The organism is Brevundimonas sp. NPDC058933 (assembly GCF_049315965.1).
In the GTDB taxonomy this organism is placed as follows: Bacteria; Pseudomonadota; Alphaproteobacteria; order Caulobacterales; family Caulobacteraceae; genus Brevundimonas.
The window spans coordinates 60,455-81,217 of sequence record NZ_JBMOSL010000006.1 but is presented as its reverse complement, the minus strand read 5'-3'; the positions used below and the strand labels follow the sequence as shown (position 1 = coordinate 81,217).

14 protein-coding genes are annotated in these 20,763 nt (G+C 66.5%); 7 read left to right on the top strand and 7 right to left on the bottom strand.

The features are described from left to right. Nucleotides 1–9 precede the first annotated feature (9 nt). From ACOZBP_RS11870 to ACOZBP_RS11860, 3 genes are all read right to left on the bottom strand, one after another. On the bottom strand, nt 10–2,109 hold the full coding sequence (locus tag ACOZBP_RS11870) for a TonB-dependent receptor domain-containing protein (RefSeq protein WP_422676650.1): 2,100 nt from the start codon (nt 2,107–2,109) through the stop codon (nt 10–12). A 169-nt stretch (nt 2,110–2,278) separates the two neighbouring features. Next, complete coding sequence (locus ACOZBP_RS11865) at nt 2,279–3,691, bottom strand: YncE family protein (protein WP_422676649.1); 1,413 nt, start codon at nt 3,689–3,691, stop codon at nt 2,279–2,281. A 16-nt stretch (nt 3,692–3,707) separates the two neighbouring features. Then, on the bottom strand, nt 3,708–5,738 hold the full coding sequence (locus ACOZBP_RS11860) for a TonB-dependent receptor domain-containing protein (protein ID WP_422676648.1): 2,031 nt from the start codon (nt 5,736–5,738) through the stop codon (nt 3,708–3,710). 230 nt (nt 5,739–5,968) lie between these two features. Between ACOZBP_RS11860 and ACOZBP_RS11855 the strand changes: the two genes are divergently transcribed. Further along, entirely contained in the window at nt 5,969–6,925 is a 957-nt protein-coding gene (locus ACOZBP_RS11855) for a LysR family transcriptional regulator (RefSeq protein ID WP_422676647.1), read from the top strand. Here the strand turns inward: ACOZBP_RS11855 and ACOZBP_RS11850 are convergent. Together ACOZBP_RS11850 and ACOZBP_RS11845 are read right to left on the bottom strand one after the other, a co-directional pair. Then, on the bottom strand, nt 6,883–8,277 hold the full coding sequence (locus ACOZBP_RS11850) for an ATP-binding protein (RefSeq protein ID WP_422676646.1): 1,395 nt from the start codon (nt 8,275–8,277) through the stop codon (nt 6,883–6,885). The two genes, ACOZBP_RS11855 and ACOZBP_RS11850, sit on opposite strands and share 43 nt — an antisense overlap. Beyond that, the gene (locus ACOZBP_RS11845; protein WP_422676645.1) at nt 8,255–8,932 is read right to left on the bottom strand and encodes a response regulator transcription factor; all 678 of its coding nucleotides are present in this window, start codon (nt 8,930–8,932) and stop codon (nt 8,255–8,257) included. The genes ACOZBP_RS11850 and ACOZBP_RS11845 overlap by 23 nt, the downstream gene beginning before the upstream one ends. Before the next feature lie 269 nt (nt 8,933–9,201). On the opposite strand from ACOZBP_RS11845, the gene ACOZBP_RS11840 reads away from it, so the two are divergent. The 6 genes from ACOZBP_RS11840 to ACOZBP_RS11815 are packed head-to-tail and all read left to right on the top strand — an operon-like array spanning nt 9,202 to nt 17,522. Continuing rightward, nucleotides 9,202–10,317, top strand: a complete 1,116-nt coding sequence (locus ACOZBP_RS11840) for an isochorismate synthase (RefSeq protein ID WP_422676644.1) — start codon at nt 9,202–9,204, stop codon at nt 10,315–10,317. After that, a complete protein-coding gene (locus ACOZBP_RS11835; protein WP_422676643.1) occupies nt 10,314–11,942 on the top strand; it encodes a (2,3-dihydroxybenzoyl)adenylate synthase in 1,629 nt (542 codons plus the stop codon). The genes ACOZBP_RS11840 and ACOZBP_RS11835 overlap by 4 nt, the downstream gene beginning before the upstream one ends. Further along, the gene (locus ACOZBP_RS11830) at nt 11,939–12,586 is read left to right on the top strand and encodes an isochorismatase family protein (RefSeq protein ID WP_422676642.1); all 648 of its coding nucleotides are present in this window, start codon (nt 11,939–11,941) and stop codon (nt 12,584–12,586) included. Before ACOZBP_RS11835 ends, ACOZBP_RS11830 begins: the two co-directional genes overlap by 4 nt. Then, nucleotides 12,583–12,846 carry a phosphopantetheine-binding protein gene (locus ACOZBP_RS11825; RefSeq protein ID WP_422676641.1) on the top strand — a complete coding sequence of 88 codons (264 nt, stop codon included), beginning with the start codon at nt 12,583–12,585 and terminating at the stop codon, nt 12,844–12,846. Before ACOZBP_RS11830 ends, ACOZBP_RS11825 begins: the two co-directional genes overlap by 4 nt. A gap of 3 nt (nt 12,847–12,849) precedes the next feature. After that, nucleotides 12,850–16,755 (top strand): amino acid adenylation domain-containing protein, encoded by a 3,906-nt coding sequence (locus ACOZBP_RS11820; protein WP_422676640.1) that lies wholly within the window; start codon nt 12,850–12,852, stop codon nt 16,753–16,755. Next, the gene (locus tag ACOZBP_RS11815; protein ID WP_422676639.1) at nt 16,752–17,522 is read left to right on the top strand and encodes a 2,3-dihydro-2,3-dihydroxybenzoate dehydrogenase; all 771 of its coding nucleotides are present in this window, start codon (nt 16,752–16,754) and stop codon (nt 17,520–17,522) included. Before ACOZBP_RS11820 ends, ACOZBP_RS11815 begins: the two co-directional genes overlap by 4 nt. 31 nt (nt 17,523–17,553) lie before the next feature. Here the strand turns inward: ACOZBP_RS11815 and pdeM are convergent, their stop codons facing one another. Together pdeM and ACOZBP_RS11805 are read right to left on the bottom strand one after the other, a co-directional pair. After that, the gene (gene pdeM, locus ACOZBP_RS11810) at nt 17,554–18,276 is read right to left on the bottom strand and encodes a ligase-associated DNA damage response endonuclease PdeM (RefSeq protein WP_422676638.1); all 723 of its coding nucleotides are present in this window, start codon (nt 18,274–18,276) and stop codon (nt 17,554–17,556) included. Then, nucleotides 18,273–20,708: a ligase-associated DNA damage response DEXH box helicase gene (locus ACOZBP_RS11805; RefSeq protein WP_422676688.1), complete on the bottom strand. Its 2,436-nt coding sequence runs from the start codon at nt 20,706–20,708 to the stop codon at nt 18,273–18,275. Before ACOZBP_RS11805 ends, pdeM begins: the two co-directional genes overlap by 4 nt. Nucleotides 20,709–20,763 lie beyond the last annotated feature (55 nt).

Below are 20,763 nucleotides of genomic sequence, written 5' to 3'. Positions count from 1 at the left end.
GGCCCATCTTCAGAAGTCCCAGCTGACGCCCATCCAGTAGCGACGGCCGTCGCCCTGGAAGTCGTAGGTCGCGACGTTCAACACCTTGTCGGTCAGGTTGTAGACGCCCAGCTTCAGCGTCACCTTGTCCCGCACGCGCCAGTTCGCGCCGACGTCCAGCAGGGCGTAGTCGGGATAGCGGCGACCGACCTGACGCGGGCCGTCCATGACGGGTTCGCCGTTGATGCCGACGCGCAGGCCCGCGTTGATTTCCTCGCCGTGATAGGAGCCTGCCGCCCACAGGTTCAGGCGATCCGTCGCGGCGTAGTCGGCCCGCAGGCTGGCCATGTGCTCGGGCGTGCGCGACAGGGGCAGGCCGTCGTACAAGCCGCCCTTCTGGACCGAGTCGGTATAGGTATAGCCGGCCTTCAACGCGAGTTGACCCGTCGCCTGCCAACGCCCGCCCAGCTCGACGCCCTGGATGCGAGCGTCGTTGATATTGTACCAATAGTAGAGTTGATACTGCGGGTCTTCGCTCCAGCGAAGAACCTCGGGCAGGTCGCACACGCCATTGCTGTTGGCGTCCGGCCCGCAGACGCGATCGGAATCGATCTTGTCCTTGAAGTCGGTGCGGAAGACGGTGGCGTTCAGCGACAGTGTCGGGGTCGGGCGCCACAGGGCGCTGATCTCATAGTTGACGCTGCTCTCCGGCTTCAGGTCCGGGTCGCCGATGATGACGCCGCACAGACCCGCGCCATAGTTGCAGTTGGCGCCGCCCGTCTCATAGGCATAGCCGTCGGCCACGGCGCGGATCTCGGGTGCGCGGAAGCCGGTCGAGACGCCGCCCTTGATCGTCAGGGTCTCGCTGGGTGTCCAGACGGCGTATGCGCGGGGGCTCCAGTGATCGCCATAGCGCTTGTGATCATCGACCCGCAGGCCGAGCGTCAGGGCCAGGTTCGGCGTCAGGGTCCATTCGTCCTCGATGAAGAGGGCGCGCTGCCAGACGTCGAAGGTTCTGGCGATATTGTCACGTTCGCCGGGGTTGATGTCCTGCAGGCTGTTCTCGATCCACTGACCGCCAAAGACCAGGTTGTGGTCGCCCAGCGCAGAGCCGGTCAGCGGCAGGTTGAACAGGGCGTCGAGGACGGTGTTGGTCAGTTCCGGCGCGCGCGGATTGCGCACCAGGGTTCCGGCCGCATCGGCGGTGAAAATCTCGCGCGAAGATTCCTCGCGCATCAGGGACAGGGCGCTGGTCCCCCAACTCCAGTCGCCGTTCCACGACAGGGAGGCGCTGTCGCGGCTATGGTCGTTGCGCGTGCTGCGCGCGGCGGGGGCCAGGGTCTTGCCCGCCGTGCTGAAGCGCTCGATCCGCGTGGTGTCGGCTTGCAGCAGGATTTCGTGGTCGGCGGTCGGCGTCCAGGCCAGACGTCCCGTCAGGCTGTGTTCGTCCGATCCCATGACGCCGGTGCTGTTGGGCGCGTTGAAGATGTGGTCCTCGGCCCGATCATAGACCCGGCCCCAGATCTGCGCGCCTAGCTTGCCGCCGACGATGGGGCCGGCGAGGTAGAATTGACCTTGAGCCCAGTCGCCGCTGTCGCCGTTCTCCTGAGCGACGTAATCAGCCGCGACCGTGCCGCCCCAGCGATCAGGGACCTTCTTGGTGATGATGTTGATGACGCCGCCGATCGCATCCGACCCATAGAGGGACGACATCGGGCCGCGCACCACCTCGATACGCTCGATAGCCGAGACCGGGGGGGTGAAGCTTTGTTCCAGGCCGCCGTTGCCGTTGACGCGGGCGTCACGCGTCGATTGCCGTCGCCCGTCCACCAACGTCAGGGTGTAGGCGCCGGGCAGGCCGCGGATGAAGATGTCCTGGAAGTTCGAACCCCCGCTGACCGAGACGCCCTCGACGTCGCGCACGGCGTCGAACAGATCGGAATAGGCGCGGCTTTCCAACTGCTCTGCGGTGATCAGGGTAATGGTCGCCGGCGCCTGTTCGATTTTCTGCGCGCGGGTCGAGGCCGTCACGACGACATCGTCCACCGTGGTGGTGTTCTGCGCGAAGGCGGCCGATGCGACAGACAGGCTGGCGGAGGTAAGCAAGGCCAGGCGGGCTGCGCGAGTCATGAGGGCATAGGGTCCGAGCCAAGAGAGAGACTGTCACTGCGTAGTGATAGTCATTGTCACTTGCAACAGCCCTGCTCGCGACGCTTGGTCGCTGATGAGCCGTGATAGGCGCTGCAGTAGGGGGCAATGTGAAAGCCCCCGCCTGGCGGAGAGGGCTCTGGGCCGTCTTCTATCGAACTGGACGGATGCGCAGGACGGTGTCGTTGCCGTCGCTGCTCCAGCCGGATTTGACCGCGGCATAGATGTTGCCGCGACCGTCGGTTGAAACGTGGTTGGCGACCGGGGGGGCGGGCAGGTTGGCGACGATGCGGCCGTCAACGTCCGTGACCGTCACCGTGCCGGCACCGAAGGCGCTGATGAAGGCGCGGCGTGACTTCGGTTCAAACACCACGTTCAGGGCGCCAGCCCCGACCGGGGTGTCTGCGATGACCGAACCGTCTGCCCCGTTCAGGATCACCAGGTTGTCGGTGCCCTGTGCCGCCGCAAAGATACGGTTGGTTTGGGCGTCATGGGCGACGCCGATCACGCTGCGTGCGCCGGGCGCCGGATAGACGTGCTCGACCTCGTCAGTCTGGGTGTTGATGACGGCGATCTCGTTGGTCGAGTTCGACGCCACGTAGAGGCGGTCAGCCGCGCGATCATAGGAGAGGCTGGCGGCCGAGAAGGTTTCGCCGCGCACGGTCGTTTCGATCTTGATCCGTTTGGACACCGAAAGGGCGGCAGTGTCGAACACCACGATCTCGGGCTGGAAGGTGGCGCTGGCGTAGGCCTTGCCGTCCTGCTCGTCGATGACGACGTCGCGAGCGTGGTTGACCGTACCGGACTCGAACTGGCGAACCAGCGACAGGTCCGACTGGCGATAGACGGCCACTGTGTTCTGGCGGCTGTTGGTGACCCAGACGGTGTCGTGGGCGTCATCGACGCCGACGCCGTAAACGGCGTAGACGCCGCCGTCCTGAGGTTGGCCATCGCGGCCAGTGCGGCCCGGTGCAGCGGCCGGGGTGATGCGGGCCTCGACCGCCAGAGTGTCGGCGTTCAGGCGCAGCAGTTCCGATTGGCGCACCGGCGGACGACCGACCGCCGAGGTGGCGAAGACGGCGTTGCGCTTGGCGCCGTAGGCGGTCTGGTACAGGCCGCGCGTCGGCTGAACACTGGTGACGCTATAGGCGGCCTCGTTCGACAGCGGCACTGTCGGCGAGACCTTCAGGTTGGCGATCTCGGCGTTGTAGGGCGCGTCCGAGACCACCACTATGGGGTGGTTGCCGCTTGCGGCGCCGGTTGGCACCGTCAGGCGGGTTTCGAAGCCGCCCTCGGCGTTTGCGGTCGCGCCGCCGATCCGGGTCTGGCCGTAAAGCAGGGACACGGACTGGTTCGGGGTGAAACCGCGGCCCGTGGCCAGGACCTCGCCGCCAGCCAGCACCGGGCGACCGCGCTCGGCGGATGCAAAGCTGACCTGACCGCCGTCAAGGCGTTGAGGCGCGGAGAAAACGCTCTGGGCGTGAACGAGAGGCGCCGCAGCCGCCGAAACGGCCAGGGCGGCCCCGAGGCCGGCGAGACGGCGTGTGATCGAGAAGTTGGTCATGATGAGGTCTTTCGGATCAGAAGCGCGAGGTCACGCCGATGAAGATGCGGCGTCCGGGTTGGTAGTAGTTGTAGCCTTCGCTGGAGTTGATCTCCTTCTCGAACAGGTTGGTGATCCCTGCGCGGAAGGTGACGGACTCGCTCACGTCGAAACGGCCCGTCAGATCGAACATGGTGTAGCCCTCGGTGATGGCCGTGCCGCCGCCAAGTTGTTCGCCCGTGTATTGCGCCGACAGGAACAGGCCGATCCGGTCCGTGGCCTGCCAGTCCAGCGATGAGAAGCCGGCCCATTCAGGCGTCGTGATCAGTTGAGCGCCGGTTACGAGGTTCTTGGCCTCGATCATCCAGGTCAGGCTGGCGTTCCAGGTCAGGTTGTCGCGCAGCGGCGCCTGGGCGATGGCTTCCAGTCCCCTGGTGCGGGCTTCCTGGATGTTCTCACGCTTGGTCCACCAGCGGTTCTGGAAGAATCCCAGCGGCAGATATTCGATCTTGTTCTCGAAATCGGTGTGGAAATAGGTGACGCCGAACTTCCACTGATCGCGGTCGTAGGCGACGCCGATTTCGTAGTTGGTGCTTTCTTCCGGCTTCAGGTCCGGGTTGCCGGTCATCCAGCAACCGCCGCTGCTGTAACCCATGGGCCGCAAGCCGTTACAGCCGTTGCCGCCTGATTGAGTTGCGGCGCCGGGCGAGCTTTCCTTCAGGGTCGGCGCGCGGAAACCTTGCGCAATCCCGCCGCGAACCGTCCAGCTTTCCGACGGGTGCCAGACCAGATAGGCGCGCGGCGTGAAGTGTTCGCCGTACTTGTCATGGCTGTCCACTCGCGCGCCCAGCGTCAGCAGCAGGTTTTCCCGCAACGTGATCTGGTCTTCGGCGTAGATGGCCATGGTATCACCAGACAGCTTGCCGCTGGTGTCGATCGGGTTGCCTTCATAGTCGACAGGCACGGTGCCGATGGTGTCGGTGTTGATGATCTCTTCGTCGCGGTATTGACCGCCGATGGTCAGCTTGTGATCCCAGATCAGGTGCGGCGTGGCGTTCAGGATCGCGTCAAGGATGGTTTCGGTGTTTTCCGAGGCCCCTTCGGCCATGTCCCAGACGAAGTGGTTGCGATAGAGATCAACCTTGGTCGAGCCAAAGCCCCATTCGCCTTCATGGCTGAGTCGCAGCGCGGTGCGCTCCAGTTCAGAGGCGCCCCAGGCGGCGCGGGCGCTCGTCGATCCGGTCAGGGCCGGCTGGTTGACGGTTTCCTGCAGACCATAGGTCCCTTCGAACGACAGGGTCTGGCCAGGGAGCAGGGCCCAGTTCAGGGCCGTATTCACGCTCTTGTCCGTGATGCCGGACGACCCGGTGTCCTCATACCGACCGCCCAGGGCCACCTCGTCGGGGTTCTGACGCGAGTAGCTGACGCCGATGCGCGCGCCGAGGTTTTCGGCCAGCGGACCTGTGGCGTTGACGGCGAACTGATAGACGTCGCCGCGATCGCCATCCTGGGGCATGGTATAGTTGGCGCTGAACGACCCGCGCCAGGTCGGGGCGATCTTGCGGGTGATGATGTTGATCACGCCGCCCATGGCGTCCGATCCATAGAGGGACGACATGGGGCCGCGCACCACCTCGATGCGCTCGATCATGTCGGGCGAGATCCAGCTCAGATCCTGACGGCCCAGATCAGGGCGGTAGGCGAGGTCGCGCGACGAGCCCAGGCGACGACCGTCCACCAGGATCAGCGTGTAATTGTCCGGCAGGCCACGCAGCTTGATTTTCGACATTTCGCCGGTGCCGCTCAGGCCGCCGCTGACGCCAGGGAGACGGCTCAGAAGCTGGCCGATGTTCTGGACCGGTTGGCGCTCGATATCCTCACGCGTGATGACGCTGACCGAGGCCGGGGCGTCGCGCACATCGACACCCGTGCCCGAGGCGGTGACGATGACGTCGGATACCGTCGTGGCTTGCGGATCGACGACGGGATTATCGGCCAGGGCCGGCGATGTGGCGAGCAGGGTAGAGGTCATCAGGCCGAGCCCGATGCGGCGTCTGGTAAGGTGCATCTTTGCCCCCGAAGGCGGATTGAAGGGCGGCGACCGCCCGGTTGGGGAGGAATGCTCACGCTTGCGAGCGACAGGCGCTCCTAATAATCATTCGCATTAGCGGCTCAATGGCGCATTCGGCATGGGGCGCATTCGGATATCGGCATAAGCCCCGTCAGGACGGGGGCAGTTGCATTTGATAGTCATTATTATAACAAGAGCGCCCCTTGCCGTTGCCCGGAGAAGCCGGAATGTCCGGGCGCCTGCCCTCCCGCGCCGATTTCAATCAGCTTCAGCACCTGATGGTGCTGCTGGAGCAGCGCAGCGTCTCGCGCGCGGCTGATCGGTTGGGCATGGGGCAACCGGCGATGAGCCGCATCCTCGCCAGGTTGAGAGACCAGTTCGACGATCCCCTGCTGGTGCGCGGGCCGCGCGGCATGATGCTGACGCCGCGCGCCGAAGCGCTGCGCGGACCACTTGGAGCCTGGCTACGGGAAGGCGAGTCGCTGATACGGGATCACGGGGTGGACCTCGGCAGCATGAGGCGCACCTTCCGTCTGGCTTCCACGGACTTCGGCGTATTGAGCGTGATCGCACCGACGCTCGGCCTCATCGAACGTGAGGCCGGCGGCGTGGAACTGGCGGTCGAGCCCTTGTCGGACGCCAGTCTCAGGCGGCTTGAGGACGGTCGGCTAGATTTCGTCCTGACGGGATGGAGCCCCCATGGGTCGAGCCTGAAATCGCGCTGGTTGTTTCAGGAAACCCATCTGGGTCTGGCCCGATCGGACCACGCGGTCCACGCGTCCAGCGGCTCGAGCGAAGACCTGTTGAAGTGGCCGCATGTCACGGCCACGGTGGGCGACGGCTTTGGCGACTGGATTGCTGAGGAGTTGCCGGAATTGGCCGACAGGCGAGTTCTGATCTCAGTCGAGAGCTTCTCTCTAACGCCCTATCTGCTGGCTGAGACGGAGGCGGTCGCCATCCTGCCCCAGCGCGCAGCCGAGCGCTTTGCGGCCACGCATGATCTTCGGACCTTCCCGGCCCCGGTCGGCATCAAGCCCTTCGACTATCATCTGGTCTGGCACGAACGGTCCAGCGACGATCAGGCGACACGATGGATCGTCGAGACCCTGGCGAAGGCGTTCGAGGCTGAAACGGGCGCCGTTCAGGGCCGTGGCAACGTGATCTCCACGACCAATCCGGGGTGATTGTCCGAAAGGCTCAATTCACCCCCATGAGCATGGACGACAGCCGCCACCATGGCCAACCCCAGCCCCGAGCCCGGCGCGGGATCGGCCTGATTGATCCGATAGAAGCGACGCAGCACCTTTGCGCGTTCCTCGATGGGTATGCCCATGCCCTGATCGGCGACGCGCAAGGTCGTTGTTCCGTCGCGATCGATAGTCGAGACCTCAATGCGATGGGGCGGACCACCGTGGAAGACGGCGTTCTCGATCAAATTCGCCAGCGCCTGCTGCAACAGAGCGGCGTCACCCTTGATAGGGGAGGGCGAGCCCTGCGAGACACTCAGATGTCCGCCGGTTTCCTCCACCAGAGGGCGATAGATGTCGCTGACGGTGGTCGCTAGCTCTGCCAGGTCAATGGGCGCGAGGCGCAGGGCGGCGCCGCCGCTTTCGATCCGCGCCAGAGTGAGCAGGGCCTCGAACAGGGCGCTGACCTGATCGGTTTCGGCCAGGGCTCTTTCAATCATCTCGTCACGAAGCCCCACATCGTCGATATGGGCGGCGACCTCTTCCAGCCGGTTTCGCACGCGGTTCAGCGGCGCGCGAAGTTCGTGGGCGACGCCTTCCGACAGCGACTTCAGGGCGGTGAGGGCGGCCTCCTGTCGGTCCAGCATCCGGTTGAGATTGTCCGCCAGTTCGTTGAACTCTCGCCCGAGACCGGCGGCGGGCAGGCGGGTGGAGTCCTGCCCGGCGATGATGCGTCCCACCGCCTGATTGACCCCTTCAAGCCGGCGAAGGAAAATCCGCCCCGAAGCCCAGCCTCCGGCCAGGGCCAGAAGGATCAGGGCCAGACCGCTCCACAGCGCGAAGCGGCGAATGCCGCCGCGCAATTCATCCAGATGCTGAATATCGCGCCCGACGGCCAGAAGTCCGCCGTCGGCGGCGCGGGCGCTCAGTGTCATCATGTTGGGGGTCTGATCGGGCCAGCGCGCGGGCCGGGCCTTATTGGGCAGGTTATGCCGAAAGCCGGTTGCGTTGATCGCCAGCCGTGTCAGTCCGTTCGAAAATGTGTTGCCGTTCGGCGCCTCGACCAGCAGCAGATAACGACGGGCGTCGCGGTTGCGGGCCTCGGCGTTCAAATCCTGCACCAGGGCAGCGGTGCCGTGGCGGTCGGCGTCGGCGCGCATGACCGCCATCTGATGGTTGAGGCCATCGCGCACCTCGGCTTCCGCGAAACGCATCAGGCCATAGTCCACCCCCGCGACCATGACGGCGGCGCCCAGGCTGAACAGAAGGGAAAAGGCGGCGGCGTAACGCAGGCCGGTCGTGGACCAGACGGACGACGCCCTGGCCCTAGTCCGGTTGCTTGAGGACATAGCCCACTCCGCGAATGGTCTGGATCAGATCGGATTCGAACCCGCGATCGACCTTGGTTCTCAGGCGACTGATGTGGGCGTCGATCAGGTTGGCGCGGGGATCGAAATGGAAGCCCCACAGGCTTTCCAGCAGCATGGTGCGCGTGACGGCCTGCCCGGCGTTGCGCGCCAGCCGCTCCAGAAGCTTGAACTCATGCGGGGTCAGATCCAGCACCCGTCCGGCGCGGGTGGCGCGATGCGCCGCCACATCCACCGTGAGGTCGCCGATCACATGCAGCGGTGATCGCTCGGCGAGAGGGGGGCGGCGGATCAGGGCCTGGATCCGTGCGCTGAGCTCGCTAAAGGCGAAGGGTTTGACCAGGTAGTCGTCGGCGCCCGCGTTCAAGCCATCCACGCGATCATCGACCGCGCCCAGGGCGGTCAGCATAAGCACCGGGGTCTTCAATCCCGATGTGCGCATGGAACGGACGACGTCCAGACCGGAAAGGCCGGGCATCATGCGATCCACCACGATGGCGTCGTAGTCGCCGTCCAGCGCCATATGCAGGCCAGCGCCGCCGTCTCCGGCTTCGTCGACGGTCTGCCCCTGCTGGCGTAGTCCTTCAGCGACGAAGCCTCTCGTGCGGGCGTCGTCGTCAATGATAAGCATTCGCATGACGATCTCTCTAGCCCGCGTGGCCGCGCAGGTCAGCAGATGCGCGAATTAATCTCGGCGCAAGGCGCCGCGAAGGTTGGTCGTCTATAGCCGCAGTTGTTGAGAGTGACACGCAACAGCGTGGTTTTGAGGCGGGTTGAGCGATGGAGTCGATGACGACGAATTTCTGGAGCGCCCCTGATCTGGCGGTTCAGATCGGAAGCGAGGTGTCGGCGTTCCCAGGGCGATCGGAAACCATGGATTGGGCCTTTGGGCTGGCGACACCTGACTTGAGACTTTTCACGACGGGCGTTCAGCGTCGTCTGCCGCCGGGGACTGCGGCGACCCTGGGCGAGCGCGTTCGGCGCTTCTTCGCAGATTCCCCGGCTATCGGAGACAATCTAGAGGCTTCGCCACGGGTTCTGGTCGGCGCTATTCCCTTTGATCGCGATGAGGACGACTGCCTGTTCCTGCCTGGGCATGCCGCCAACCGCGCCTGGAGCCATCCTGCCCAAACGTCGTCTTCTGCTGGAAGCCCGCGCATTACGGCGGAGCCTTCGCGGGAGGCTTATCAGGACACGGTCGCCAGGGCGCTGGCCTCCATGCGCGCGTCGGGGGCAGAGGCGTCAAGGGTTGAAAAGGTGGTCCTGTCGCGTAGCCTTCGACTTGAGGCTGATGCGCCGTTCGACCCCTTCGCCCTGTTTCGCGATCTGAAGGCGGATCCGTCAGCGGCGCGTTTTCTGGTTCCGCTTGGCGCGGGCAAGGGCGGCGCGATGCGTCGTCTGGTCGGAGCGTCGCCGGAACTGCTGATCTCTAAACGCGGCCGGGCCATTCTGTCGCATCCTCTGGCGGGTTCTGCCCGGCGCAGTCCCGATCTGTCTCAGGACGAGGCGGCGGCCCAGGCCCTGTTGACCTCCGACAAGGACCTTCGCGAACACGCCCTGGTGGTCGAGGCCATCATGGATGCGCTGGCGCCCTATTGTCGTGAGCTGCGAGCACCGCCGGTACCGGCCCTGGTCTCGACCCGGACCATGTGGCACCTCGGCACCCGCATCGAGGGACTCGTGCACCGCCCCGACGAGGTTTCTGCGGCTGAACTTGCGGCCTTGCTGCACCCCACGCCGGCCGTTTGCGGCGCTCCGCGCGATCGGGCGGCCGAGATGATCCGCGAACTGGAAGCCTATGACCGCGGCTTCTACGCCGGGGCGATGGGCTGGACCAATGCCGCAGGCGACGGCGCCTGGCATGTGTCGCTTCGCTGCGCCGAGATCTGCGGCGCCGAGGCGCGTCTCTATGCCGGGGCGGGCATTGTCGAGGGTTCCGACCCGGCCGCCGAGGCGGACGAGACTTCCGGTAAATTCCAGGCCGTCCTGCGCGCCCTGGGCATGGACGAGACGAGCCTATGATCCCCCTGCAACAGGTCTGGCCTGACGATATGGCGGCGCTCTATCGCGCCAAGGGCTACTGGCGTGGCGAGACCTTTTCGCAGGTGTTGCGCAGTCGCGCCGAGGCCCAGCCCGACGCCGTGGCGGTGGTCGGGATGCAGGCGCGCTGGACCTATGGCGAACTGCTCGATCGCGCCGAGACGGCAGCGGCGGGTTTTCTGGCGCTGGGGCTGAGGCCCGGGGATCGGGTCGTGGTGCAACTGCCCAATATCCCCGAGTTTCTCAGCGTCGTCTTCGGCCTGTTCCGGGCCAGGCTGATCCCGGTTTACGCCCTGCCGGCGCACCGCTCGACCGAGATCATCCATTTCATGAAGCGTGCCGAAGCCTCGGCCTATGTCGTGGCGGATCGGCACGAAGGCTTCGACTATCGCGCCCTGGCCAGAGCGGTGCAGGCCGAGGTTCCGGAACTGCGCCATGTGATCGTGGTCGGCGAGGCCGAGGAGTTTGTCGATTTCGACGGGTTCAGTCCGAATTCGGTGGATCTGCCCACGAGAGACGCCGACCCGTCTGACGTCGCCTTCCTGCAGATCTCGGGCGGTTCGACCGGCCTTTCCAAGCTGATCCCCCGGACTCACGACGACTACCTCTACAGCGTCCGCGAAAGCGCCGACATTTCGGGGCTGGAGCCGGAGAGCGTCTATCTGACCGCCCTGCCGGCGGCGCATAACTTTCCCATGAGCTCGCCCGGCTATCTGGGGGCCCTCTATGTGGGCGCGACCGTGGTCATGGCGCCGTCGCCGTCGCCGGACGTCTGTTTCCCTCTGATCGAACGGGAAGGGGTGACGATCACCGGTCTGGTGCCGCCGCTGGCCCTTCTGTGGATGCAGGCGGCGGCGAAGAAGAGCCATGACTTGTCCAGTCTTCAGGTCCTTTTGGTCGGCGGAGCCAAGTTCCTGCCCGAGGCCGCGCGTCGCGTCCGGTCCGAGTTGAGCTGCACCCTGCAACAGGTGTTCGGCATGGCCGAGGGATTGGTCAACTACACCCGGCTGGACGACGACGAGGCCTTGATTGTGGAGACGCAAGGCAGGCCCATCAGTCCCGATGACGAGATTCTGATCCTGGATGATGCGGGCGGGGCGGTGGCCGAAGGCGAGCCCGGCAATCTGCTGACTCGCGGCCCCTACACGATCCGCGCCTATCACAACGAACCGGCGGCCAATGCGCGGTCCTTTACCGAGGACGGCTTCTATCGCACCGGCGACGTGGTGCGTCGCACGCCCGAGGGATATCTGGTCGTCATGGGCCGAGCCACCGATCACATCAATCGCGCAGGAGAGAAGATCTCGGCCGAGGAGGTCGAGGATCATCTTCTGGCCCACCCATCCGTGTTCGACGCGGCGGTGGTGTCCGTGCCGGACGACTATCTGGGCGAGCGCATCTGCGCCTTCATCATTCCTGACGGCCCCGCGCCGCGCGGCGTCGAGGTCAAGGCCTGGATGCGCCAGCGCGACATAGCCGCCTTCAAGGTGCCGGATCAGATCGTCTTCGTGGAAGACTTCGCCATGACTGCTGTGGGCAAGATCAGCCGCCGCGAACTGCGCGCCGCCCTGCGTCAGCAGATATTGCAAAAGGAGGGCAGGGCATGAGCGGTTCAAAAGGTCTGCCGGCCGTTCCGGCTTACGCATTGCCCACGGAGGCGGAGATTCCCGCCTCGCGCGCCCAATGGACGTTGCAACGCGACCGTGCGGCCCTGCTGGTCCACGACATGCAGAAGTATTTCCTGCGTCCCTACGCCCCGGACGCGGAACCGCTGCCTGGACTGATCGCCAACATCGCCCGCTTGATCACGGCGGCGCGCGCGGCTGGCGTGCCCGTCTTCTACACGGCGCAGGAAGGCGAACAGGACCGTCGCGATCGCGGCTTGCAGGCCGATCTGTGGGGACCGGGAATGAGCCGCGCCCCCGAGCATCAGGCCATCCTGCCCGCACTGTCGCCTGAGCCGGGGGATTTAACTCTGGTCAAGCATCGATACAGCGCCTTTCAGCGCAGCAATCTTGAGACCCTGATGCGTGCGCGGGGCCGCGACCAACTGATCATCTGCGGCGTCTATGCTCACATCGGCTGCCAGCTGACGGCGGCCGAGGCGTTTCAGCGTGACATAGAGCCCTTCTTCGTCGCCGACGCCCTGGGCGACTTCTCGCGTGAAAAACACATGGAGGCGGTGGCCTGGGCCGCCGCTGTCTGCGCCGTCGCGACCTCGACCGCGCGCGTTCTGGATCGACTGACATGACCAAGCTGACCCCGCAGGACCTGACTTTGGAGCGCATGCGCGCCGATGTCGCCGCCGTGCTGCATGAAGCGCCGGAGACTATTCTGGATGACGACAACCTGATGGATCTGGGGGTGGATTCCCTGCGTGTGCTTAATCTCAGCCTGCAGTGGAGCGAGACCGTGTCGCTGGAGTTCAGCGAACTGGCCGAGCACGTCACCCTGGCCGAATGGTGGAACATTATCCGTCAGAAACGCGCCGCGCTCGGCATAGAGTCCTGACGCATGGATGACGGACGCGCCGCCGGGAGTGTTCGGGCGCCAGCGACTGAGGCCACCCTGACCGAAGCCCAGTCGGGCCTGTGGTTCGCCCAGCGGCTGGACCCGGCCAACCCGATTTTCAACACCGCCCACTATGTCGACATCCGGGGCGATCTGGACGTCGAAACCTTCCGCACCGCCGTCGATCAGACAGCGGTCGAGGCCGAGGCCTTGTCGCTGCGCTTTGTCGAGCGGGGCGGGGCGGTGGTCCAGACCTTGGACCCCGCACGCCGTCCGTTCCTGCGGATCGTCGATGTGTCGGCCGCCGCGGACCCCGTCGCTGAAGCCATGGCCGCCATGCGTCGCGATCATGAGACGGCGCTGGACCCGACCCGCGATCCCCTGGCCGCCAACATCCTGTTCCACATGGGACCGCAACGGTTCCTGTGGAGCCTGCGCGTCCACCACCTGGCCACCGATGGTTTCGGCATGGCCCTGCTGACCAACCGCACAGCCGAGCTTTACAACGCTGCACGCGGCGGCCCGGCGCCCGGCCCGGCCTTCAACCCCCTCGCCAAGGTCTGGGACGAGGACGCCGCCTATCGCGCCTCGGACAAGCGCACGGCCGACGCGGCCTACTGGCGCGAGGTCATGGGCGACGCGCCCGAGGTCGCCTCGCTGGCGCCTGGCAAGGCCACGACGGGGCATCGCTTCCACCGCATCGAGCGCGCCCTGCCGCCCGAGGTCACGGCCCGTCTGCGCGCTGGCGCCGACGCGGGCCGCCTCTCCTGGCCCGACGTTCTGACCGCCATCGGCGCCGCCTATGTCCGCCGCTTCTCGGGCGCGGAAGAAGCGGTGATCGGCGTGCCGTGGATGGGCCGGATGGGCAGCGCCTCGGCGCGCACGCCCGCCATGATCATGAACGTCCCGCCGCTGCGCCTGACGCTGGACGAGGGCGCGCCTCTGGACGAGCAGTTGATCGTCGCCTCGAAGGCCCTGATCAAGACCCGCCGCCATGGCCGCTACCGCAGCGAGCAGTTGCGGCGTGACCTGGGCCTGATCGGCGGGGCGCGTCGCCTGTATGGGCCGCTCATCAATGTCCTCCCGTTCGACCTTCCGCCGCGCTTTGCGGGGTTGGACACGACGCTGAAGGTGCTGGGCACGGGCCCGGTGGACGACATCAGCTTCACCTTCCGCGGCGACGCCGACCCGGCCCTGACGCTGGAGGTCGACGCCAACCCCGACCTCTATACGCTGGAGGAGGCCGCGGCCCACGGGGAGCGTCTGGCCTTCTTTCTGGCGAACGCCCTCGATGCCGAAACTCTGGGCGAGGTTCCCATCGCCACGCCGGAAGAGGCCGCGCGCGAGCTGGAGGCCTTCAACGCCACGGCCCATCCGGTCCCGGATACGACCCTGACGGCCCTGTTGCAGGCGGCCATGGCGGCGACCCCGGACGCCCCGGCCCTGACCTTCGGCGAGCGGACCCTGACCTACGCCGAACTGGACCGTCGCACGGCGGTTTTGGCCTCGGCGCTGGCGGCGCGCGGCGTCGGGCGTGAAACTGTAGTCGCGGTCGCCCTGCCGCGATCGCTGGAGTTGGTCATCGCTCTGGTCGCCGTACTGCGGGCAGGCGGCGCCTATCTTCCACTTGATCTGGAACATCCGCCCGAGCGCATAGCCGCCATCGTTCGCGCGGCCGTTCCGAGCCTTGTGCTGGCTCATGACGACATCGGCGGCGCTTTCGGCGAGGCCTTGCTGGCGCCGGCCGACTGGCCGCTGGACGGCGCGTCGCCGGCTGTCGCCCAGAGCGGCGAGGATGCCGCCTACATCATCTACACCTCGGGTTCGACCGGCGAGCCCAAGGGGGTGCTGGTCGAGCATCGGGCGATCGTCAATCGCCTGCTGTGGATGCAGGCCGAATATGGGATCGGCGCCCACAGCCGCGTCCTGCAAAAGACGCCCGCCAGCTTCGACGTCTCGGTGTGGGAGTTCTTCCTCGCCCTGATCTCGGGCGGCGAACTGGTCATGGCCCCGCCCGGCGCGCACCGCGATCCGGCAGCCATCGCTGGGCTGATCCGCCGCCATGCCATCACCGATCTGCACTTCGTGCCCTCCATGCTGTCCGCCTTCCTGGCCGATCCGGCGGCGAGGGGGATATCGGTCGCCCACGTCTTTTGCAGCGGGGAGGAGTTGCCCGCCGAACTGCGCGACCGTTTCCACCAGACGGCGAAGGCTGAGTTGCACAACCTCTACGGCCCGACCGAGGCGGCGGTGGATGTCAGCTATTGGGCTGCGGGTTCAGAGGATGGGTCCCGCCCCGTGCCGATCGGTCGGCCGGTATGGAACACGCGTTTGGTCATTCTGGATGAGCGGCTGCGCCCCGTGGCGCCCGGCATGGGCGGCCACCTGCATCTGGGCGGCGTCCAGCTGGCGCGCGGCTATCTGAACCGTCCCGACCTGACCGAGGAGCGCTTCATCCCTGACCCGCATCACCCGGGCGAGCGGCTGTACCGCACCGGCGACGTGGCGCGACGTCGTGCCGACGGCGCGGTCGTCTATCTGGGCCGCAGCGACCATCAGGTGAAGATCCGCGGCCTGCGTATCGAACTGGGCGAGATCGAAGCCGCTGTCATCGCTACGGGACTGGCGCGCGAGGCGGTGGTGCTGGCGCGCGAAGATCGCCCCGACGAGCGCCGTCTGGTCGCCTACCTGGTCCCGGCCGAAGGTTATGATCCCGCCGCCCTGAAGGCCAAGCTGGCCGCGCGACTGCCCGATTACATGGTTCCTGCGGCCATCGTGGCGCTGGACGCCCTGCCGACGACCTCCAACGGCAAGCTGGACCGCAAGGCGCTGCCCGCCCCCGTGTTCGAGGCGGCGGCGGGCCGAGCGGCCGAAACACCGACCGAGATCATCATCGCCGAACTGTTCGCCGAGACGCTGGGCCGGGCCGAACCGGCAGGGGCCGACGACGACTTCTTCACCCTGGGGGGCGACTCCCTGCTGGCGGTGCATCTGATGATGCTGGTCCGCGAGCGGCTTGGGCGCGATCCGGGGATGGGTACGTTGTTCGATCGGCCGCGCGTGGCCGAACTGGCGGCCCTGATCGACGCCGAGGCGCTGGATTTCGACAACGGACTGGGCGTGCTGATCCGTCTGGCCGAGGGCGATCCGGGCCTGCCGCCCTTGTTTCTGATCCATCCAGCGGGGGGGCTGTCGTGGGGCTATCGCACCCTGGCGCGCGCCCTGTCGCCACGTCGCACAGTCTGGGGCGTGCAGTCGCCCGCGCTGGACCCGACCAAGAGTTCACCGGGGGGAATCGACGCCCTGGCCTCGATCTATGCCGATCATATCCTTGCGTTGGGCGCGCCGGGGCCGGTGCATATTGCGGGCTGGTCCGTCGGCGGCATCATCGCCCAGGCGGCGGCGGTCGAGCTGGAACGGCGCGGGGTCAGGGTCGGGATGATGGCCATGCTGGACTCCTATCCGGCCGAGTGCTGGCGCGCTGAACCGGAGCCGGACCCTGTCGACGCCTTGCGCGCCCTGCTGGCCATCGCGGGTTACGACCCGACGCAGTATCCTGAGCTTCGTAGCCGGGAGGCCATTCTCAGCTTCCTGAAGGCCGGCGACAGCGCGCTGGGCGGCCTGCCCGAAGCGGCGCTGGACGGAGTGATCCGCGTGGTGCTTGATACCAATCGTCTGGTGCGGGAGCATCGTCACAAGGCGTTTGGCGGGCGCACCACCCATGTGCGCGCGGCGCTGGATCACAAGGAGCGCGACCTGACGCCCGACCTGTGGCGGCCTTACGCCGCCGAGTTGGATGTGGTCGAGGTTCCCTTCCTGCACCCGCAACTGACCGGCCCGGCGGCGACGGCGCTGATCGCGCCGGCTCTGGCTGCCCGTATGACAGCCGCCGAGGAGATCGCACGATGAGAGAGACCGGATTGGCGGGCCGTCTGGCCCTGGTCACCGGCGCCGGCGGCGGCGTCGGCGCCGCCGTGGTGCGCCTGCTGGTCGAGGAAGGCGCGCGGGTGGTCGCCACCGACCTGTCCTCCACCGCGCTATCGGGCCTTGGATTGCTGAGTGGAGTGCGCGTCGAGCCGCTGGATGTCTCCGACGGCGCGGCGGTCGAGGCTCTGTTCGAGCGCATCGAGGCCGAGGACGGCCCGATCGACCTCGTCGCCAGCGTGGCGGGCGTGCTGTCCACCACCACTATCGACGCGACCTCCGACGCGGAATGGCGGCGCGTCTTCGCCGTCAATACCGACGGGGTCTTCCACCTGGGCCGCGCGGCGTCGCGCCGGATGGGCAAGCGGGGAAAGGGCGCCTTCGTCACCGTCAGCTCGAACGCAGCGGGCGTGCCGCGTCACGCCATGGCGGCCTATGCCGCATCCAAGGCGGCGGCGACCATGTTTACCCGCTGCCTGGGACTGGAGCTGGCGCCCAGTGGAGTCCGCTGCAACATCGTCGCCCCCGGATCGACCCTGACGCCGATGCAGACCGGCATGTGGGCTGACGAGAACGGCGCCGCCCGCGTCATCGCCGGCTCGCCCGAGACCTTCAAGGCGGGCATTCCGCTTCAGAAGCTGGCCACCCCCGAGGACGTGGCTGAGGCGGTGGTCTTCCTGCTGTCGGACCGTGCGGCCCATATCACCATGACAGACCTCTATGTCGACGGCGGAGCGACGCTGAAGGGGTGATCCTTCCAAGCCTTGCGCGGTCAGCCGCCCTTCAGCGAGATGCGCGATCGGGGCTCAGTCGCGCATAGGCGACGGCGGTCACAGATCGTCCCAGTGCGAAACCGACGGGCGGCCGCTCAAACAGGTTTGCGAAGGCGGAATCCCTCAGATTGAGCCCGCCGGCATAGGCCCCGAAAGCTGGCAGGATGAGGCGGCGGCCGTCTGATGCGAAACAGCGCCGTCGGACGCCGCCAGCCGGACCCTGAATGCGAGCGCAGGGGTGCAGGTGGCCCGCGATCTCGCCGACAACAGGACCGGGCGACGGATCGTGCTGCAGGGTCAAACCCGCAACCTTGACCAGGGGCGCTGTCTCGCCGCCCAGGTCGCCCGCCCCATCGGGATCATGGTTGCCGCGCACCCAGATCAGCCGCACGCGATTGGACAGGGCGCCGATACGCGCGCGTTCTGTTTCGGCGATGCGAATGCTTGCCTCGCCATCATGGAGGGTGTCCCCGAGCAGGACGACACAGCGGGGCGCCAGAGCGGCGATTTCCCGCTCCAGCCGGTCTAGAGTCTCGCGCGTGTCATAGGGCGGCAGCAACTGACCGCGCGCCGCATAGGCAGAGCCCTTCTCGAGGTGAAGATCAGCGACCACGAGCATACGCTCCTGCGCCAGCCACAGAGCGCCAGAGGCGCGCAGCACCACCTCGACGTCGGCGACGCGTACAGCCAGGGCGCCGTCATTGGCCGCCCCGCCCATCGTAAGAACGGTCAAGCCATGGCCTCGTCGATCAGGGCGGCGTCCTCCAGCATCATGTCTGCAGCCGAGGTACCCGGCGCACGTTCCTTGCCGATCTCCATCAGAAGGGGCACGGCGAAGGGCGAGAGGTGGGCCAATCGCTCAACTCGGATCCGGCCGGATATCCGCGCCAGCAGTTCACCCAGGCGAGCCACGTCCAGCAGACCGCGCGCCGCGTCCTCACGCGCGCAGGACAGCAGCAGATGGCCTGGGTCGTGGCGACGCAGGGTGTCGTAGATCAGGTCGGCCGAGAAGGTGACCTGACGACTGTTTTTCTCGTGGCCCGGCACGCGCCGTTCGATCAGGCCTGCGATCAGGGCGCATTCCTTGAAAGCGCGTTTCATCATGAAGCTTTCGTCCAGCCAGGCTTCCAGGTCGTCACCCAACATGTCCTGCTGGAACAGGGCGTCGAAATCGAGGCCGTCCATGGGCCGCATGGCCCAGACGCACAGGGCGTAGTCATTGGCCAGATAGCCGATCGGCCCCACCCCTGCGCGGTCGAGGCGCCGCGTGATCAGCATGGCCAGCGTCGTGTGAGCCAGCCGGCCCTCGAAGGGGTAGCAGACCAGGAAGTGCCGCTTGCCCCGGCTGAAGGTCTCCACCAGCAGATCGTCCTCGCCCGGCAAGCTCGAGTGCTGCTTCTGGGCGACCAGCCATTCGCAGACGTCAGGCTGCAGGCGGGACCAGGACGTCTCGTCGCTCATCATTTGTCGCACGCGTTTGGCCAGATAGGTGGACAGGGGGAATTTCGAGCCGCCCCAACTGGGGACCTTGGGCTCGGTCGCGTTGGACCGGGTAACGATGGCGTCAGTCCCCTCAACGCCTTCGAAACGCCAGATCTGGCCTGCGAAAAGAAAGCTGTCGCCGGGCGAGAGCTGTTCGAAATACCATTCCTCGGCCTGGCCGATCATGCGGCCGGAGCCCCGTCGCCCCGGCAGGCGGATATTCAGCGTCTGGGCGGTGACAATGACGCCGACGTTCATGCGATGCCGACGCGCCATCTCTTCGTTGCGCGCTCGCCACAGGCCGTCCGGCCCCCGGATCAGCCGTCTGAATCGATCATAGGTCTTCAGGGCGTAGCCGCCGGTGGAGACAAAATCGACGACCTGCTCCCATGCCTCCCACGAAAGGTCGGCGTAGGGCGCGGCGCGGGTCACCTCGGCGTAGAGCGCTTCAAGGTCGAAGGGTTCCGAGCAACCGCACCCCATGACATGCTGAGCCAGGACATCGCGGGCGCCGGTGCGCGGCGGATCGCCGTCCAGGGCGTTTTCCGCCACCGCCTCAACCGCCGCCTGACATTCCAGCATCTCGAAGCGGCTGGCCGGCACGAGCACGGCCCTGGAGGATTCGTCGAGCCTGTGGTTGGCTCGGCCGATCCGTTGAATCAGTCGCGATGAGCCCTTGGGCGCAGCCAGCTGGATGACCAGGTCCACGGCGCCCCAGTCAATGCCGAGATCGAGCGTGGAGGTGCAGACCACGGCCCGCAGCTCGCCTCGACCCATCATGGCTTCGACGCGGCGCCGCTGTTCGGCCGACAGGCTGCCGTGGTGCAAGGCGATGGGCAGGTTGTCGTCATTCAACCGCCAGAGTTCCTGAAAGGCGAACTCCGCCTGCCACCGGGTGTTGACGAAGACCAGTGCGGTTCGCGCGGTCTTGATCGTCTCGTAGACCTCGGCCATGGCGTGCTGGGCCGTGTGTCCGGCCCAGGGCACACGGTTCTCGGATAATAGGACCTCCAGTTGCGGCGGAGCGCCGGCTCGACCCAGAACGATGTCGTCGCCGCGATCCGACAGCCACCTTCGAACTCGCGCCGGGTCGTCCACCGTCGCAGAAAGCCCGACGCAGCGCACATGGGGCGCAAAGCGCCTCAGGCGCGCCAGCCCCAACGACAGAAGGTCGCCCCGCTTCGAGCCGTGGATGGCATGGATCTCGTCGATCACCACGCAGCGCAGGTTTTCGAAGTAGTCTCGCGCGCCCTCCCAGGCGCAGAACAGGGCCAGCTGTTCAGGCGTCGTCAGCAGAATGTCGGGCGGCAGGTTCTTCTGGCGCTGGCGGCGGGCCTGCCCGGTGTCGCCGGTCCTGGATTCGACCACGATAGGCAGGCCCATCTCACGCACCGGCGTCAGCAGGTTGCGTTCCACATCCACGGCCAGGGCCTTGAGCGGGGAAATATAGAGGGTGTGCAACGACTTCGGCCCATTGCGAGGGCCGCGTTCCGCAAGATCGATCAGGCTGGGCAGAAAACCCGCCAGCGTCTTGCCGCCCCCCGTGGGCGCCACCAGAAGCACGTCGACGCCGGCGTCCGCCTTTTGGATCATCTCTAGCTGATGAGAGCGCACCGACCAGCCACGCTCGGCGAACCAGTCGCGAAAGCGTGAAGGAAGCAGGTCAGTGCCGGGCGCGCAGATGGTCAAGAAAATGATCCAGAGACAGGAGAAGGGATATAGCTATGTTCTTGCTCTG

Coding starts and splice junctions, on each gene's coding strand:
- ACOZBP_RS11870 (WP_422676650.1), bottom strand. CDS start 2,109: ATGACTCGCGCAGCCCGCCTGGCCTTGCTTACCTCCGCCAGCCTGTCT.
- ACOZBP_RS11865 (WP_422676649.1), bottom strand. CDS start 3,691: ATGACCAACTTCTCGATCACACGCCGTCTCGCCGGCCTCGGGGCCGCC.
- ACOZBP_RS11860 (WP_422676648.1), bottom strand. CDS start 5,738: ATGCACCTTACCAGACGCCGCATCGGGCTCGGCCTGATGACCTCTACC.
- ACOZBP_RS11855 (WP_422676647.1), top strand. CDS start 5,969: ATGTCCGGGCGCCTGCCCTCCCGCGCCGATTTCAATCAGCTTCAGCAC.
- ACOZBP_RS11850 (WP_422676646.1), bottom strand. CDS start 8,277: ATGTCCTCAAGCAACCGGACTAGGGCCAGGGCGTCGTCCGTCTGGTCC.
- ACOZBP_RS11845 (WP_422676645.1), bottom strand. CDS start 8,932: ATGCGAATGCTTATCATTGACGACGACGCCCGCACGAGAGGCTTCGTC.
- ACOZBP_RS11835 (WP_422676643.1), top strand. CDS start 10,314: ATGATCCCCCTGCAACAGGTCTGGCCTGACGATATGGCGGCGCTCTAT.
- ACOZBP_RS11830 (WP_422676642.1), top strand. CDS start 11,939: ATGAGCGGTTCAAAAGGTCTGCCGGCCGTTCCGGCTTACGCATTGCCC.
- ACOZBP_RS11825 (WP_422676641.1), top strand. CDS start 12,583: ATGACCAAGCTGACCCCGCAGGACCTGACTTTGGAGCGCATGCGCGCC.
- ACOZBP_RS11820 (WP_422676640.1), top strand. CDS start 12,850: ATGGATGACGGACGCGCCGCCGGGAGTGTTCGGGCGCCAGCGACTGAG.
- ACOZBP_RS11815 (WP_422676639.1), top strand. CDS start 16,752: ATGAGAGAGACCGGATTGGCGGGCCGTCTGGCCCTGGTCACCGGCGCC.